Annotated in this window: 14 protein-coding genes; 6 read left to right on the top strand and 8 right to left on the bottom strand. The window is 72.0% G+C overall.

Annotation, left to right across the window (positions count from 1 at the left end; all coding sequences use genetic code 11):
* Positions 1–48: 48 nt before the first annotated feature.
* Entirely contained in the window at positions 49–1,284 is a 1,236-nt protein-coding gene (locus tag ACFYW5_RS31675) for a histidine kinase (protein WP_389420560.1), read from the bottom strand.
* Between the two features lie 191 nt (positions 1,285–1,475).
* On the opposite strand from ACFYW5_RS31675, the gene ACFYW5_RS31670 reads away from it, so the two are divergent.
* Complete coding sequence (locus tag ACFYW5_RS31670) at positions 1,476–1,676, top strand: hypothetical protein (protein ID WP_389420559.1); 201 nt, start codon at positions 1,476–1,478, stop codon at positions 1,674–1,676.
* Here the strand turns inward: ACFYW5_RS31670 and ACFYW5_RS31665 are convergent, their stop codons facing one another.
* Positions 1,677–2,063: a ribonuclease domain-containing protein gene (locus ACFYW5_RS31665; RefSeq protein WP_389420558.1), complete on the bottom strand. Its 387-nt coding sequence runs from the start codon at positions 2,061–2,063 to the stop codon at positions 1,677–1,679.
* A 118-nt stretch (positions 2,064–2,181) separates the two neighbouring features.
* The gene (locus ACFYW5_RS31660; RefSeq protein WP_389420557.1) at positions 2,182–2,808 is read right to left on the bottom strand and encodes a dihydrofolate reductase family protein; all 627 of its coding nucleotides are present in this window, start codon (positions 2,806–2,808) and stop codon (positions 2,182–2,184) included.
* Between the two features lie 153 nt (positions 2,809–2,961).
* Here ACFYW5_RS31660 and ACFYW5_RS31655 point away from each other — a divergent pair, with 153 nt between their 5' ends.
* Positions 2,962–3,720 (top strand): SDR family oxidoreductase, encoded by a 759-nt coding sequence (locus ACFYW5_RS31655; RefSeq protein ID WP_389420556.1) that lies wholly within the window; start codon positions 2,962–2,964, stop codon positions 3,718–3,720.
* Between the two features lie 69 nt (positions 3,721–3,789).
* Here ACFYW5_RS31655 and alc read toward each other — a convergent pair whose 3' ends face one another.
* Both alc and allB read right to left on the bottom strand, forming a co-directional pair.
* The gene (gene alc / locus ACFYW5_RS31650) at positions 3,790–4,905 is read right to left on the bottom strand and encodes an allantoicase (protein ID WP_389420555.1); all 1,116 of its coding nucleotides are present in this window, start codon (positions 4,903–4,905) and stop codon (positions 3,790–3,792) included.
* 38 nt (positions 4,906–4,943) lie between these two features.
* On the bottom strand, positions 4,944–6,281 hold the full coding sequence (gene allB / locus ACFYW5_RS31645; protein ID WP_389420554.1) for an allantoinase AllB: 1,338 nt from the start codon (positions 6,279–6,281) through the stop codon (positions 4,944–4,946).
* 272 nt (positions 6,282–6,553) lie between these two features.
* On the opposite strand from allB, the gene ACFYW5_RS31640 reads away from it, so the two are divergent.
* Together ACFYW5_RS31640 and ACFYW5_RS31635 are read left to right on the top strand one after the other, a co-directional pair.
* A complete protein-coding gene (locus tag ACFYW5_RS31640; RefSeq protein WP_389420553.1) occupies positions 6,554–7,348 on the top strand; it encodes an IclR family transcriptional regulator in 795 nt (264 codons plus the stop codon).
* Complete coding sequence (locus ACFYW5_RS31635) at positions 7,345–8,019, top strand: DUF6304 family protein (RefSeq protein WP_389420552.1); 675 nt, start codon at positions 7,345–7,347, stop codon at positions 8,017–8,019. Before ACFYW5_RS31640 ends, ACFYW5_RS31635 begins: the two co-directional genes overlap by 4 nt.
* Here the strand turns inward: ACFYW5_RS31635 and ACFYW5_RS31630 are convergent.
* Positions 8,016–8,369 carry a DUF5955 family protein gene (locus ACFYW5_RS31630; protein WP_389420551.1) on the bottom strand — a complete coding sequence of 118 codons (354 nt, stop codon included), beginning with the start codon at positions 8,367–8,369 and terminating at the stop codon, positions 8,016–8,018. The two genes, ACFYW5_RS31635 and ACFYW5_RS31630, sit on opposite strands and share 4 nt — an antisense overlap.
* A gap of 189 nt (positions 8,370–8,558) precedes the next feature.
* On the opposite strand from ACFYW5_RS31630, the gene ACFYW5_RS31625 reads away from it, so the two are divergent.
* Positions 8,559–9,170, top strand: a complete 612-nt coding sequence (locus ACFYW5_RS31625) for an NTP transferase domain-containing protein (protein WP_389420550.1) — start codon at positions 8,559–8,561, stop codon at positions 9,168–9,170.
* Positions 9,171–9,354: 184 nt separating this feature from the next.
* Positions 9,355–10,977: a malate synthase A gene (gene aceB, locus ACFYW5_RS31620; RefSeq protein ID WP_389420549.1), complete on the top strand. Its 1,623-nt coding sequence runs from the start codon at positions 9,355–9,357 to the stop codon at positions 10,975–10,977.
* 1 nt (position 10,978) lies between these two features.
* On the opposite strand, the gene ACFYW5_RS31615 is transcribed toward aceB, so the two are convergent.
* Both ACFYW5_RS31615 and ACFYW5_RS31610 read right to left on the bottom strand, forming a co-directional pair.
* On the bottom strand, positions 10,979–11,260 hold the full coding sequence (locus tag ACFYW5_RS31615; protein WP_389420548.1) for a SelT/SelW/SelH family protein: 282 nt from the start codon (positions 11,258–11,260) through the stop codon (positions 10,979–10,981).
* Positions 11,257–12,162, bottom strand: a complete 906-nt coding sequence (locus ACFYW5_RS31610; RefSeq protein WP_389420547.1) for a HipA family kinase — start codon at positions 12,160–12,162, stop codon at positions 11,257–11,259. Before ACFYW5_RS31610 ends, ACFYW5_RS31615 begins: the two co-directional genes overlap by 4 nt.
* Position 12,163 lies beyond the last annotated feature (1 nt).

Below are 12,163 nucleotides of genomic sequence, written 5' to 3'. Positions count from 1 at the left end.
CGGTGCGGCTCGGGCCCGGTCGTCACCCCCAGGGCGGCCAGGCGGTCGTCATCCCCAGGGCAGCCAGGCCCGTACCTCGAAGCCGCCGTCCGTCGTCGGGCCGTGGGCCAGGCGGCCCCCGGTCAGGGTCGCCCGTTCGGTCAGCCCGATCAGTCCCTGCCCGGAGCCCGGCACCGGCGGTACGTCGCCGTCCGGCGCCGGATTGCGCAGGCACACGTCGAGCCCTTCGCCCGGGCCGCCGGTGACCGTGACGGTGACCTCGGTGCCGGGGGCATGCTTGCGGGCGTTGGTCAGGCCCTCCTGGGCGATGCGGTACGCGGTGCGGCCCACGGAGGCGGGGACGGCGGCGGGGTCGGTGACGCGGAGGTCGAGGGTGACCTTCATCCCGGCCTCGCGGGACTCGGTGACCAGCGCCTCCAGCGCGCCGAGGGTGGGCTGGGGCCGGCTGGTGTCGTCGCGCTCCCCCGCCCGCAGTACGCCGATGATCTCCCGCAGGTCCTGGAGCGCCTCGTGGGCGCTCTCCCGGATGACCCCGGCGGCCCGCACGATCTCCTCCCGGGGCGCGTCCGGCCGGAACTCCAGCGCGCCCGCGTGCACGCTCAGCAGGGTCAGCCGGTGGGCGAGGACGTCGTGCATCTCCCGGGCGATGGCCTCGCGCGCCAGCCGCTGCGCCTGCTCGGCCCGCAGTCGCGCCTCGGTCTCGGCACGGCGGGCGCGGTCCCGCAGACTGAGCATGAGCTGGCGCTTGGAGCGCACGAACATGCCCCAGCCGACGACGGCACCGGTCAGCACGACACCGATGAACAGCGTCCAGCCGTACGGGATCTCGGGGTCGGGCCGGTACCAGTAGAACAGCGGCGTCACCGCCAGCCCGGCCCCGCTCACCCAAGCCACGTACCGGAAGGGGCGGTGCACGGCGAGGGTGAACATCGCCACCAGGCTCGCGCCGCCCGCGGTGGCCGACAGGAAGGCGACCGGGATCATCGCCACGGCGAGCCCGAGGGGCCAGCGGCGGCGCAGCCAGACGGCCGCGCAAGCGAGCGCGCCCAGCACCTGGTCGAGGGCGGCGACGGCCTCCGGGAGCTTCTCCTGCTCCATGGCGTCGGCGCTGAGCAGGCCGAAGGAGATGGCCACCAGGAAGCACGAGAAGTCGACCACCCAGTCCCGCGCGGTGCGCCGGTGGCGCCGCCCCGCCCGCTCGTCATCGGGATCGAGTTCCTTCACCACGGCCGAGGGCAGCAGCCAGGGCTGCTCGACGAAGGGCTGCGACTCGGGCCCTGGCATGTCACCACTCACGGTCGACAAATCTACGCAGCCGCGCGCCCCGGCACCCCTGCCCCGGCGGGATCGTCGACCAAAGTCGCGGCACGTCAGACTTTCGGCGCGCCGGGGCCCGGGAGGCGGGGACTTCGGTCGGGCCGCTCTCGCCCCGCGGCCGATGTCCGTGGGGGGTCCGCGAGGCGAGGGTGCTGTCCATGAAGCAGTTGCTGGAACTTCTCGGATTCCTTGCCCTGGTCCAGGGCGTCGCCGGTCTGGTGCACCAGTTCACCGACTGGGACTGGGGGCTGGTGCAGCGGGTCGGCCTGCTCGACGGCTACGAGATCTACGCGAGCATCACGCTGCTGGTGCTGGCGTTCGCGCTCTTCGCCGTCGCCGAGAACCGGGGGTCCGGCTGATCAGCAGCCGTAGTCGATCAGGTCGAACGAGGCGTAGTGGTCGGCCGTGTAGTAGTCCTCCTGGTGTTCCTCGCCGGTGACGATCCGGCGTGCCCCGCGCGTGGACGCACCGGGCGTGATGACCGTGTACTCGTGGTAGTACCCGGTGGACTGCCCGGGCAGGATGCCTTCGCGGTTCTGGAAGACGGTGCCGTCCTGGGTGTACGGGAAGGGTCCGCCCTGCTCGATCAGGTCGAGCGTGTCGTGCGCCTGGGAGGGCAGGGCGCTGTAGCAGATGTCGCCGACCGCGGCGGCGGCCGGAGTGGCGGTGACGGTGCCGCCGACGAGGAGGGCGGACAGGACGGCGGCCGCGGCGCCGAGGCGAGTGATCCGTGGGGGGAATCTCATGGCCCCATGATGATGCGCGTAGACCATGGCACGTCAATGACCACCCGGCGGATCTTCACGGCAAGTCCGCGAAGGTTGCGGGGAGTTGACCCGCCGGGGCCGGCGTCGATCCGCCGCGTCACGCGTTCTCGGGGAGTTCGAACGCGCCGTACTCGGGCTTCCCGGCCACGTCGTACGTCTGGATGGAGACGCCCGTGGAGGTGACGCGGCCGCCCGTGCCGCGGAAGGCGGTCGGGGCGGTGCGCTCCGGGAAGAGGCGCCGGCCGGCGCCCAGGACCACCGGGAAGGTCAGCAGGTGCAGGGTGTCGAGGACGCCCAGGCCGAGCAGGGAGTGGACGAGGGCGCCGCTGCCGTGGATCTGCAGTTCGCCGTCGGTGCGCTCCTTCAGGGCGGTGACCTCCTTGGCGAGGTCGCCGCTGATCACGGTGGTGCCGTCCCAGTCCGGGTCGGTGAGGGTGGCGGAAGCGACGTACTTGGGCAGGGTGTTCAGCCGCGAGGCGACCGGGTCGTCGGGGTCGGTCACCTTGGGCCAGTACCCGCTGAAGATGTCGTACGTACGGCGGCCGAGGAGGAAGGCGCCGGCGCGGTCGAAGACGTCGCTGATGAACCGTCCGAAGTCCTCGTCGGCGTAGGGGAAACTCCAGCCGCCCTGACCGAAGCCGTCGCGGGTGTCCTCCTGGGGGCCGCCAGGGGCCTGGTAGACGCCGTCGAGGGTGACGAAGACCGTGGAGACGAGCTTGCCCATGGCGGGTACCTGCTTCCTGGTGCGGGATCTGCTGTCATCAGGGCAGACCCCGCCGGCCCCCGCAACTCATCGGTCCGGCGGGCGAGAAGTGCCGGTGATCTCCCTGTCCGTACGCCGCCAGCGCCGGGGCGGGCGGGCCGCTGGGATGGACCCATGACTTCTGACAACGGAACCGACAACGGAACTCTTGACGGCAAGGTCGCCCTGGTGACCGGCGGCAGCCGGGGCATCGGTGCGACGACGGCGGTGCGGCTGGCCCGGGCGGGCGCGGACGTGGCCGTGACCTATGTGAACGGCAAGGAGGCGGCATCGGACGTGGTCCGGGCCGTGGAGGCGCTCGGGCGGCGCGGGGTGGCACTGCGCGCGGACTCCGCGGACGCCGGGGAGGCGGCGGAGGCCGTGGCGCGTACGGCGTCGGCGCTGGGCGGGCTGGATGTGCTGGTGAACAACGCGGGCGTGGGGGTGATCGGGCCGCTGGCGACCCTGTCGACGGAGGACGTGGACCGGGTGCTGGCGGTCAACGTGCGGGGGGTGTTCCTGGCCTCGCAGGCGGCTGCCGCGCTGATGCCGGAGGGCGGGCGGATCATCACGATCGGCTCGTGCATGGCGCAGCGGGTGCCCGGCCCCGGGGGGACCCTCTACACGATGAGCAAGTCGGCGCTGATCGGGCTCACGAAGGCGCTGGCGCGGGAGCTGGGGGCGCGGGGCATCACGGCGAACATCGTGCACCCGGGCCCGATCGACACGGACATGAACCCGGCGGACGGTCCGTACGGGCCCGACCAGGCGGCCCTCACGGCTCTGGGCCGCTTCGGCACCGTGGAGGAGGTCGCGTCCACGGTGGTGCATCTGGCGGGGGCGTCCTATGTGACCGGCGCGGAGTTCTCCGTGGACGGCGGCCACGCGGCGTGACCGCGGCGGCGGGGGTGGCCGCCCCCGCCGCCTGCCGGCCTGCGATTCCCCGTTTCAGGGCCGCACGGTTCAGCCGCCCAGCTCCTGGTGGCGTGCCGTCAGGCCCGCCGCCCCTTCGTCCGTCAGGGAGCCGAACAGGCGCAGGCGGGAGATTCCGCCGTCCGGGTAGATGTCCACGCGCGCGTGGGTGCCCACCGCGGGGGCCGCGAGGAGGAAGCGGTGGTTCGTGTCGGGCTGGAGGCGGGTCCGGGGAAGGACCTCGTGCCAGTCACCGGACTCGCCGTCCCGCACCGACACCGACGCCCACCCGGCGCTGTTGCCCTTGAGGTACGCCGTGTCGATCTCGATCGCCCGGATCCGGGACTGGGCCACCAGCCGGTACCGGATCCAGTCGTTGCCCTGGTCCCGGCGCCGCCGTGTCTCCCAGCCGTCGTCCATCTTCCGGGACCGGCCCGGCTGGATCGTGTTCGTGGCCGGCGAGTAGAAGAGGTTCGACGCGTCCTCGACCTGGCCGCCGTTCTCCAGCGCGACCACGTCGAAGGCGCCCAGCGCCGACAGCCACGCCGGATCCGGGACGACCTCGCCGTACACCCGCAGCCGTGCGATGCCGCCGTCGGGGTGCTGGTTGACCCGCAGGTGGGTGAAGCGCTGTTCGGCGGAGACGGCGAAGCCGTTCGCCGCGTGGCCCCCCACCGGGGTACGCGCCACCAGCGTCGTCCACTTCACGTCGTCGCCGAGCAGTTCCTCCGGCGAGGGGGAGCCCGCGACCGACGTGCCCTCGACCGACACCGCCTGCGGGTAGTTCCCCCGGAAGTGGGCCGTGTCGACCACGATGCCGCGGATGACCCCCGGCGCTCCCAGGCGCACCAGCGCCCAGTCGTGGTCCTGCTCGGCCGGCCACGGGTGCCGCGCCGACACGCCCCGCCGGCGCCGCGTCTCCCAGCCGTCCATGATCTTGCCCTTGTGCCCGAAGTGCTCGGGGTCGAACTCGGCCCGCTCGGGCAGCAGCAGGTTCTCCCGCTGCGCGAAGAACTCGTCGTTGGCGGCGATGACACCGGCCCCGAGCTGCCGGTCGGCGAGGTTGGCGTACTGGGTGAAGGGGAAGTCCGCGGTGCGGTAGTCCGCGTACGGGTCACCGCCTCCGTACGGGTTCGCGTCGCCGGTGAAACTCACAATCGCCGTCACTTCAAGTGCCTTTCGGGTGTCGGGGCTGGGCAGGGCGGTCAGGGGGTGCGGGTCAGCAGGTGTCCCCTCGGCTCCGTGAACTCGCCGTCGAGGACCACGCGTTCGCCGCGCAGCCAGGTCGACTTGACCACTCCGTACAGGGTCTTGCCCGCGTAGGCCGTCACCCGGTTGCGGTGCTGGAGGGCCGCCGGGTCCACGGTGAAGGTCTCGTCCGGTGCGAGGACCGCGAAGTCGGCGTCACGGCCGGCCTCGATGGCGCCCTTGCGCCCGTCCAGGCCGACGAGTTCCGCCGTGCGGGAGGACATCCAGCGCACCACGTCCTCCAGGCCGTGCCCGCGCTTGCGGGCCTCCGTCCACACGGCCGCGAGGCTCAGCTGGAGGCCGGAGATACCGCCCCACGCGGTGGCGAAGTCGTCCGTCTTCAGGTCGGCCGTGGACGGCGAGTGGTCCGTGACCACGCAGTCGATCGTGCCGTCCGCCAGCGCCTGCCAGAGCAGGTCCTGGTTGGCGGACTCGCGGATCGGCGGGCAGCACTTGAACTCGCTCGCGCCGTCCGGGACTTCCTCGGCCGTCAGGGTCAGGTAGTGCGGACAGGTCTCCACCGTCAGCCGTACCCCCGCCGCCTTCGCCTCGGCGATCAGCGGGAGCGCGTCCGAGGACGACAGATGCAGGACGTGCACCCGGGCGTCCAGCCGCCGCGCCTGCGCGATCAGCTGGGCGATCGCCGTGTCCTCCGCGTCGCGCGGGCGCGAGGCCAGGAAGTCGGCGTACTTGGGTCCGCCGTGCTGCGGTGCCGCCTCGAGGTGGTGCGGGTCCTCCGCGTGCACGATCAGCAGGCCGCCGAAGGAGGCGATCTCGGCCAGGGACTGGGCGAGTTGCTCCTGGTCCAGGTGCGGGAACTCGTCCACGCCGGACGGGGAGAGGAACGCCTTGAAGCCGAACACCCCCGCCTCGTGCAGCGGGCGCAGGTCCTTGACGTTGTCGGGCAGCGCGCCGCCCCAGAAGCCGACGTCGATGTGCGCCTTGTCGGCGGCGACCCGCTGCTTCACCCGCAGGTTCTCCACCGTCGTGGTCGGCGGGAGGGAGTTGAGCGGCATGTCGACGAGGGTGGTGATGCCGCCGGCCGCCGCCGCGCGGGTGGCGGTCCAGAAGCCCTCCCACTCGGTGCGGCCGGGGTCATTGACGTGCACGTGGGTGTCGACCAGGCCGGGCAGCAGGACGTCGTCGCCGAGGTCCTCCACCCGGGCGTCCCCGACGGGCGCGTCGTACGGCAGTACGGCCGTGATCTTCCCGGCGGACACGGCGACCGATGCGGCCCGCGTCCCCTCCGGGGTGATGACGCGCGTCGAGCGCAGCACCAGTTCTACGTCGGACACCCGGGACCCCTCTCTCTGCCGTCGTCTGCTTCCGGCAACGGGATGCACTTCCACGCTACGGAATTCAACGTTCTGTTGAAGGAGTCTTCACTCCCGCTCCGGCGCCGTCAAGGGCAGACTGCCTCCTGGGGCATCCCGCACGGCCACTCTGGACGTTTCCACAAAGCGGAATTAGAATTCCACCAAGCAGAACGTAGCTACGCACAAGCGGGGAGTCAACCGCCTGCCGGGTACGCTTCTGCCCTTCCCGCCAGCCTCGAAAGGAACGTGCCGTGCCGACGTCCAGCGCCAGCACCACCGACTCCGCCAAGTCCGCCAGCGGTGGCGTCCAGTCACTCGAGCGCGCCTTCGACCTGCTGGAGCGGATGGCGGACGCCGGCGGCGAGGTGGGCCTGAGCGAGCTCTCCGCGAGCAGCGGACTGCCCCTGCCCACCATCCACCGGCTGATGCGCACCCTGGTGGCCTGCGGTTACGTCCGCCAGCAGCCCAACCGGCGGTACGCCCTCGGCCCGCGCCTGATCCGCCTCGGCGAGTCCGCCGCCCGGCTGCTCGGCACCTGGGCCCGCCCCTATCTCGCCCGGCTGGTCGAGGAGACCGGCGAGACCGCCAACATGGCGCTGCTGGACGGGGACGAGATCGTCTACGTCGCCCAGGTGCCGTCCAAGCACTCGATGCGGATGTTCACCGAGGTCGGCCGGCGAGTGCTGCCGCACTCCACGGGCGTCGGCAAGGCCCTGCTGGCGAGCACCCCGGACGCCGAGGTGCGCGCCCTGCTCTCCCGCACCGGCATGCCGGCCGCCACGGAGAAGACGATCACCACGGCGGACGGCTTCCTCGCGGCGCTGGCGGACGTACGCCGCCTCGGGTACGCGGTCGACGACAACGAGCAGGAGATGGGGGTGCGGTGCCTCGCGGTGTCCGTGCCCGACTCCCCCACCGCCGCCGCGATCTCCATCTCCGGTCCGGCGGGGCGCGTCACCGAGGCCGCCACCGACCGGATCGTGCCCGTGCTCCAGCAGATCGCCCAGGAGCTCTCCGAGGCGCTGGCCACCCAGGCTCCCGCGTGACCGGCTTACTGCGCCTGCCGGGCCGGTACACCGACCGGCACGGCGCGCAGGACATCGTCCTCGAGACGGACGGCCGCGAGCTGATCCGCACGACGATCAGGGGTGTCCGCTTCGAGGGCGGGACCATGGACTCGCTCGGCGCGCTGAGCGGGGAGCCGCCCGAGCCGATGTTCACCTTCCGGGACGGCGACCTGTGGTCCTGTCTGCTGGAGTGGGGGCTGACCGTGCCGGTGGAGGCCGAGGGGCAGGGTGAGCGGATCGCGACGGTGCACTGCGCGTTGCGGCTCGGGTATCCCGTGGAGAGGGAGGACCTGACCGTCACCCTGCGCCTGGACGGGCGCGAATACCGTGCCACGCACCCCGACTTCGAGGACGCGCTGCACGAGATCGGGGCCGCCCTTCCCCGGCAGGCCCGCCTCAAGGCGTGCATCTCCTGCGCCTGGTCCGACTACCACCCGGTGGGCCACGGCATGATGAGCGGGCTGGCCTGTTTCCGCGGCGCCAAGGACGTCTACCGGCGGTGCGACGGCAAGAAGGGCCCCCACGGCATCCTCACGATCTGGCCGCTGCACACCGAGTTCGTCCAGGAGACCTGGCTCTGCGAGCAGTTCGAGCACCGCACGTCGGACCGGGGCTACCGGGGGCCGTTCCCGTTCCGCGGCTGGGACTAGGGTCTGCCGGTGGGATCGTCCCGGCGTGGGCCCTGGTGCCGCTGCCGACCGAAGAGGTCCACCGCGTTCCGTACGTCCGTCAGCCCCCGTGAGAGCGCGCTCACCGACCCGATGGCCCCGGCGATCAGCAGTAACGACCGCTGCAGCCGCGGGATCTCGGGCGCGCCGCCGGCCGTCATCGCGGCCAGCGCGGCGAGTTCGTCCTCCGCGATCCCCCGGTCCGGGAACTCGGCCGGGAGCACGGCGAGTTGGCGGCGCAGCCGGGACACCGCGGTCCGCAGTTCCGCCACTCTCGGATCCTCGTCGCTGCCGGTCACCGGCCTCTGCCTCTGCCCCACGCTCCGCAACACAGTTCTCCCCCCGCGCACGCCGTTGTGCGCGTCCACGTCCTGATCCCGCCGGGCCGGCCCCGGTGTGTCGGCCGGGGCCCGTGGGACGCGGGCCAGTAAACGCCACCGGTGCGCCGTGCGCCACCGCGCGGACCGAAATTCAGCCCCCGGAAACCGTGCCGCCCTCGTGCCGTCAGGTATGCAGGAGGAATGAAGCAGAACGAACAGCAGGTCGCCGGTCTGGTCCTCGCCGCGGGCGGGGGGCGCCGGCTCGGCGGGCGGCCCAAGGCCCTGCTCCTCCGCCGCGGGCGCCCGCTCGTCGAGCACGCGGTCGGGGTGTTGCGCGCGGCCGGCTGCACCCGTGTCCATGTGGTCCTCGGGGCCGGTGCCGACGCCGTACGGGAGCGCGCGGAGCTCGGCGGCTGTGTGCTGGTGGACAACCCCGAGTGGGAGCGGGGCATGGGGTCCTCGCTGCGGGCGGGCCTCGCCTCGCTCACCGGAACGGGTGCACGGGCCGCACTCGTCTCGCTCGTCGACCAGCCCGGCATCGGCAGCCGGGCGGCGGCCCGGGTGCTCGCCGCCTACGACGGGGAGTCGTCGCTGGTCTCGGCCGCCTACGCGGGCGTACGCGGGCATCCGGTGCTGTTCGGCGCCGCGCACTGGGCGGGGATCGTCCGGGCCGCGACCGGGGATCAGGGGGCGCGCGGTTACCTCGGGGAGCACGCGGACGCGGTGAGGCTGGTGGAGTGCGGGGACGTGGCGCAGCCGTACGACATCGACACCGAGGCCGACCTGGTCCACCTTGAGAGAGACCTTGAGTGAGCGAGGTGGCACTGAGCGACACCTTCTGTCGACTCAGAGAATCTCGACATCAACAAACCATTGAAGTTCCACAATGAGGAAACTACTATCCACTGTTCAGAAGCGTCCGACCGCACAGCGGGCGCTCGTCGACCCAGGCGTGCCGCTTGGCACCCGGTGCCACCGCTGAAGGAAGTGACAGCTCATGTCCGCACCAGCGCCGTCCCCGCTGGCCATCGTCGACGCCGAGCCCCTGCCCCGGCAGGAGGAGGTCCTCACCGACGCGGCCCTCGCCTTCGTGGCCGAGCTGCACCGCCGGTTCACGCCCCGGCGTGATGAACTCCTCGCCCGCCGTGCCGAGCGCCGCGCCGAGATCGCCCGCACCTCCACCCTCGACTTCCTCCCGGAGACCGCCGCCGTGCGCGCGGACGACTCCTGGAAGGTGGCCCCGGCCCCCGCCGCCCTGAACGACCGGCGCGTGGAGATCACCGGCCCCACCGACCGCAAGATGACCATCAACGCCCTGAACTCGGGCGCCCGGGTCTGGCTCGCCGACTTCGAGGACGCCTCGGCTCCGACCTGGGAGAACGTGGTCCTCGGCCAGCTCAACCTGATCGACGCCTACACCCGCAGCATCGACTTCACCGACCCGAGGTCGGGCAAGTCGTACGCCCTGAAGCCCGAGGCGGAGCTCGCCACCGTGGTCATGCGGCCGCGTGGCTGGCACCTGAACGAGCGTCACCTGCAGATCGACGGGCAGCCGGTGCCCGGCGCCTTCGTCGACTTCGGCCTGTACTTCTTCCACAACGCCCAGCGCCTGCTCGACCTCGGCAAGGGGCCGTACTTCTACCTCCCGAAGACCGAGTCGCATCTGGAGGCCCGCCTCTGGAACGACGTGTTCGTCTTCGCGCAGGACTACGTCGGCATCCCGCAGGGCACCGTCCGCGCGACCGTCCTGATCGAGACGATCACGGCCGCGTACGAGATGGAGGAGATCCTCTACGAACTGCGCGACCACGCCTCGGGGCTGAACGCCGGCCGCTGGGACTACCTGTTCTCCATCGTCAAGAACTTCCGGGACGGCGGCGCCAGGTTCGTCCTGCCGGACCGCAACGCGGTGACGATGACGGCGCCGTTCATGCGGGCCTACACCGAACTCCTCGTCCGCACCTGCCACAAGCGCGGCGCGCACGCGATCGGCGGCATGGCGGCCTTCATCCCGTCCCGCCGGGACGAGGAGGTCAACAAGGTCGCCTTCGAGAAGGTGAAGGCGGACAAGGACCGCGAGGCGAACGACGGCTTCGACGGCTCCTGGGTGGCCCACCCCGACCTGGTGCCGATCGCCATGGCCTCCTTCGACGCGGTCCTCGGCGACCGGCCGAACCAGAAGGACCGCCTGCGCGAGGACGTCCGCGTCGAGGCGGCCGACCTGATCGCCGTCGACTCCCTGGACGCCAGGCCGACGTACGACGGCCTGGTCAACGCCGTTCAGGTGGGCATCCGTTACATCGAGGCCTGGCTGCGCGGGCTCGGCGCGGTCGCCATCTTCAACCTCATGGAGGACGCGGCCACCGCCGAGATCTCCCGCTCCCAGATCTGGCAGTGGATCAACGCGGGCGTCGAGTTCGAGAACGGCGAGAAGGCCACGCCCGAGCTGGCCCGCAAGGTCGCCGCCGAGGAGCTGTCGAACATCCGCCAGGAGATCGGCGAGGAGGCCTTCGCGACCGGGCACTGGCAGCAGGCCCACGACCTGCTGCTCCAGGTCTCCCTCGACGCCGACTACGCCGACTTCCTGACCCTGCCGGCGTACGAGCAGCTCGACGGCTGAGCTACTGCGGCGCGGCCTTGTCCGAGTGGCCCAGGGACTTTCCCGGGGCCACTCGGTCGCGTACGGCCCGCTTCACGGCCGTGGGCTCCGGGAAGCCCTGCTCGCGGCGGTCCCAGACCACCTCGTCGTCCACGCGTACCACGAACACTCCGCCCTTGCCCGGCTTCAGTGCCAGTTCGGACAGCTCCGCCTCGAAGGTGATGAGCAGTTCCTGCGCCAGCCAGGCCGCGCGCGGCAGCCAGCGGCACTGGGTGCAGTACTCGATCTCCACACGGCCACTCATCCGAGGTGCACCGACCAATCCTGTTCGGCCGCGGGCTTGCCGTGCAGGTCGGGGACCTGCTTGAGCCACGCGGGGCGTCCTTGCCGTGTCCTCGCCGCCCGCTTGGCCTCCTCGGCGGCGAGCTCCTCCCGGGTGGGGAAGTCCGTGGGCAGCCATGCCGTAGAGGCCCGCACGCGCGCGTGCAGGTAGCTGGCGTAGGCGTCGCGGGCCTCGTCCGGCGAGGCGTGGTCGGTGAGCCAGGCGTCCGGTACCTCGGCCGTGATCGACCGCAGCAGCTCCTCGGTGACCCGGGGCGCGAGTTCGGCGTCGGCGGCGCGGACGTCGGGGCCGTAGTGGCCGAGGGCGTGATGGCGGAAGTCGTACGCCTTCGCCGGGTCGGAGGTGTCCCAGCGGTGGTGGAAGACCAGCGCCGCGCCGTGGTCGATCAGCCACAGCCGCGGGGGCACGGTGCCGAGGGTGGGCCACACCATCAGGTTGGAGCTGTGCACGGTGCGGTCGACGTTGACGGTGAGGGCGTCCAGCCAGACGATCCGGCCCGCCTCCAGCGGATCGACCGGGAAGTGCCGGGCCAGCTCCGGCGTGAAGTCCTTCGCGCCGGGCAGGAAGTCCATCCCGAGATTGATCCCCGCGCTGGCGCCGTGCAGCTCCCGCACCTCCTGGTGGGGCTCCCCGTCCGCGATCGCGGGGTCGAAGTGCACGAGGACCAGCTCGGGGAAGCGCAGCCCCAGCGCGCGGGCCAGCTCGCCCACGATCACCTCGGCGACCAGCGCCTTGCGGCCCTGCGCGGAGCCGGTGAACTTCACCACGTAGGTGCCCAGGTCGTCGGCCTCGACGACGCCGGGCACGGAGCCGCCGGACCGCAGCGGTCTCACGTATCGCACACCTGTCACTTCACGCAGCACA

This window comes from Streptomyces sp. NPDC002779, assembly GCF_042888685.1.
In the GTDB taxonomy this organism is placed as follows: domain Bacteria; phylum Actinomycetota; class Actinomycetes; order Streptomycetales; family Streptomycetaceae; genus Streptomyces.
Note: the sequence above shows the minus strand (reverse complement) of the source record. Positions and strands in the feature narration are given on the sequence as shown.

Bases quoted from the DNA above. Each gene is read 5' to 3' on its own strand.
- ACFYW5_RS31675 (WP_389420560.1), bottom strand. From the start codon at position 1,284: ATGCCAGGGCCCGAGTCGCAGCCCTTCGTCGAGCAGCCCTGGCTGCTG.
- ACFYW5_RS31670 (WP_389420559.1), top strand. From the start codon at position 1,476: ATGAAGCAGTTGCTGGAACTTCTCGGATTCCTTGCCCTGGTCCAGGGC.
- ACFYW5_RS31665 (WP_389420558.1), bottom strand. From the start codon at position 2,063: ATGAGATTCCCCCCACGGATCACTCGCCTCGGCGCCGCGGCCGCCGTC.
- ACFYW5_RS31660 (WP_389420557.1), bottom strand. From the start codon at position 2,808: ATGGGCAAGCTCGTCTCCACGGTCTTCGTCACCCTCGACGGCGTCTAC.
- ACFYW5_RS31655 (WP_389420556.1), top strand. From the start codon at position 2,962: ATGACTTCTGACAACGGAACCGACAACGGAACTCTTGACGGCAAGGTC.
- ACFYW5_RS31625 (WP_389420550.1), top strand. From the start codon at position 8,559: ATGAAGCAGAACGAACAGCAGGTCGCCGGTCTGGTCCTCGCCGCGGGC.
- aceB (WP_389420549.1), top strand. From the start codon at position 9,355: ATGTCCGCACCAGCGCCGTCCCCGCTGGCCATCGTCGACGCCGAGCCC.
- ACFYW5_RS31615 (WP_389420548.1), bottom strand. From the start codon at position 11,260: ATGAGTGGCCGTGTGGAGATCGAGTACTGCACCCAGTGCCGCTGGCTG.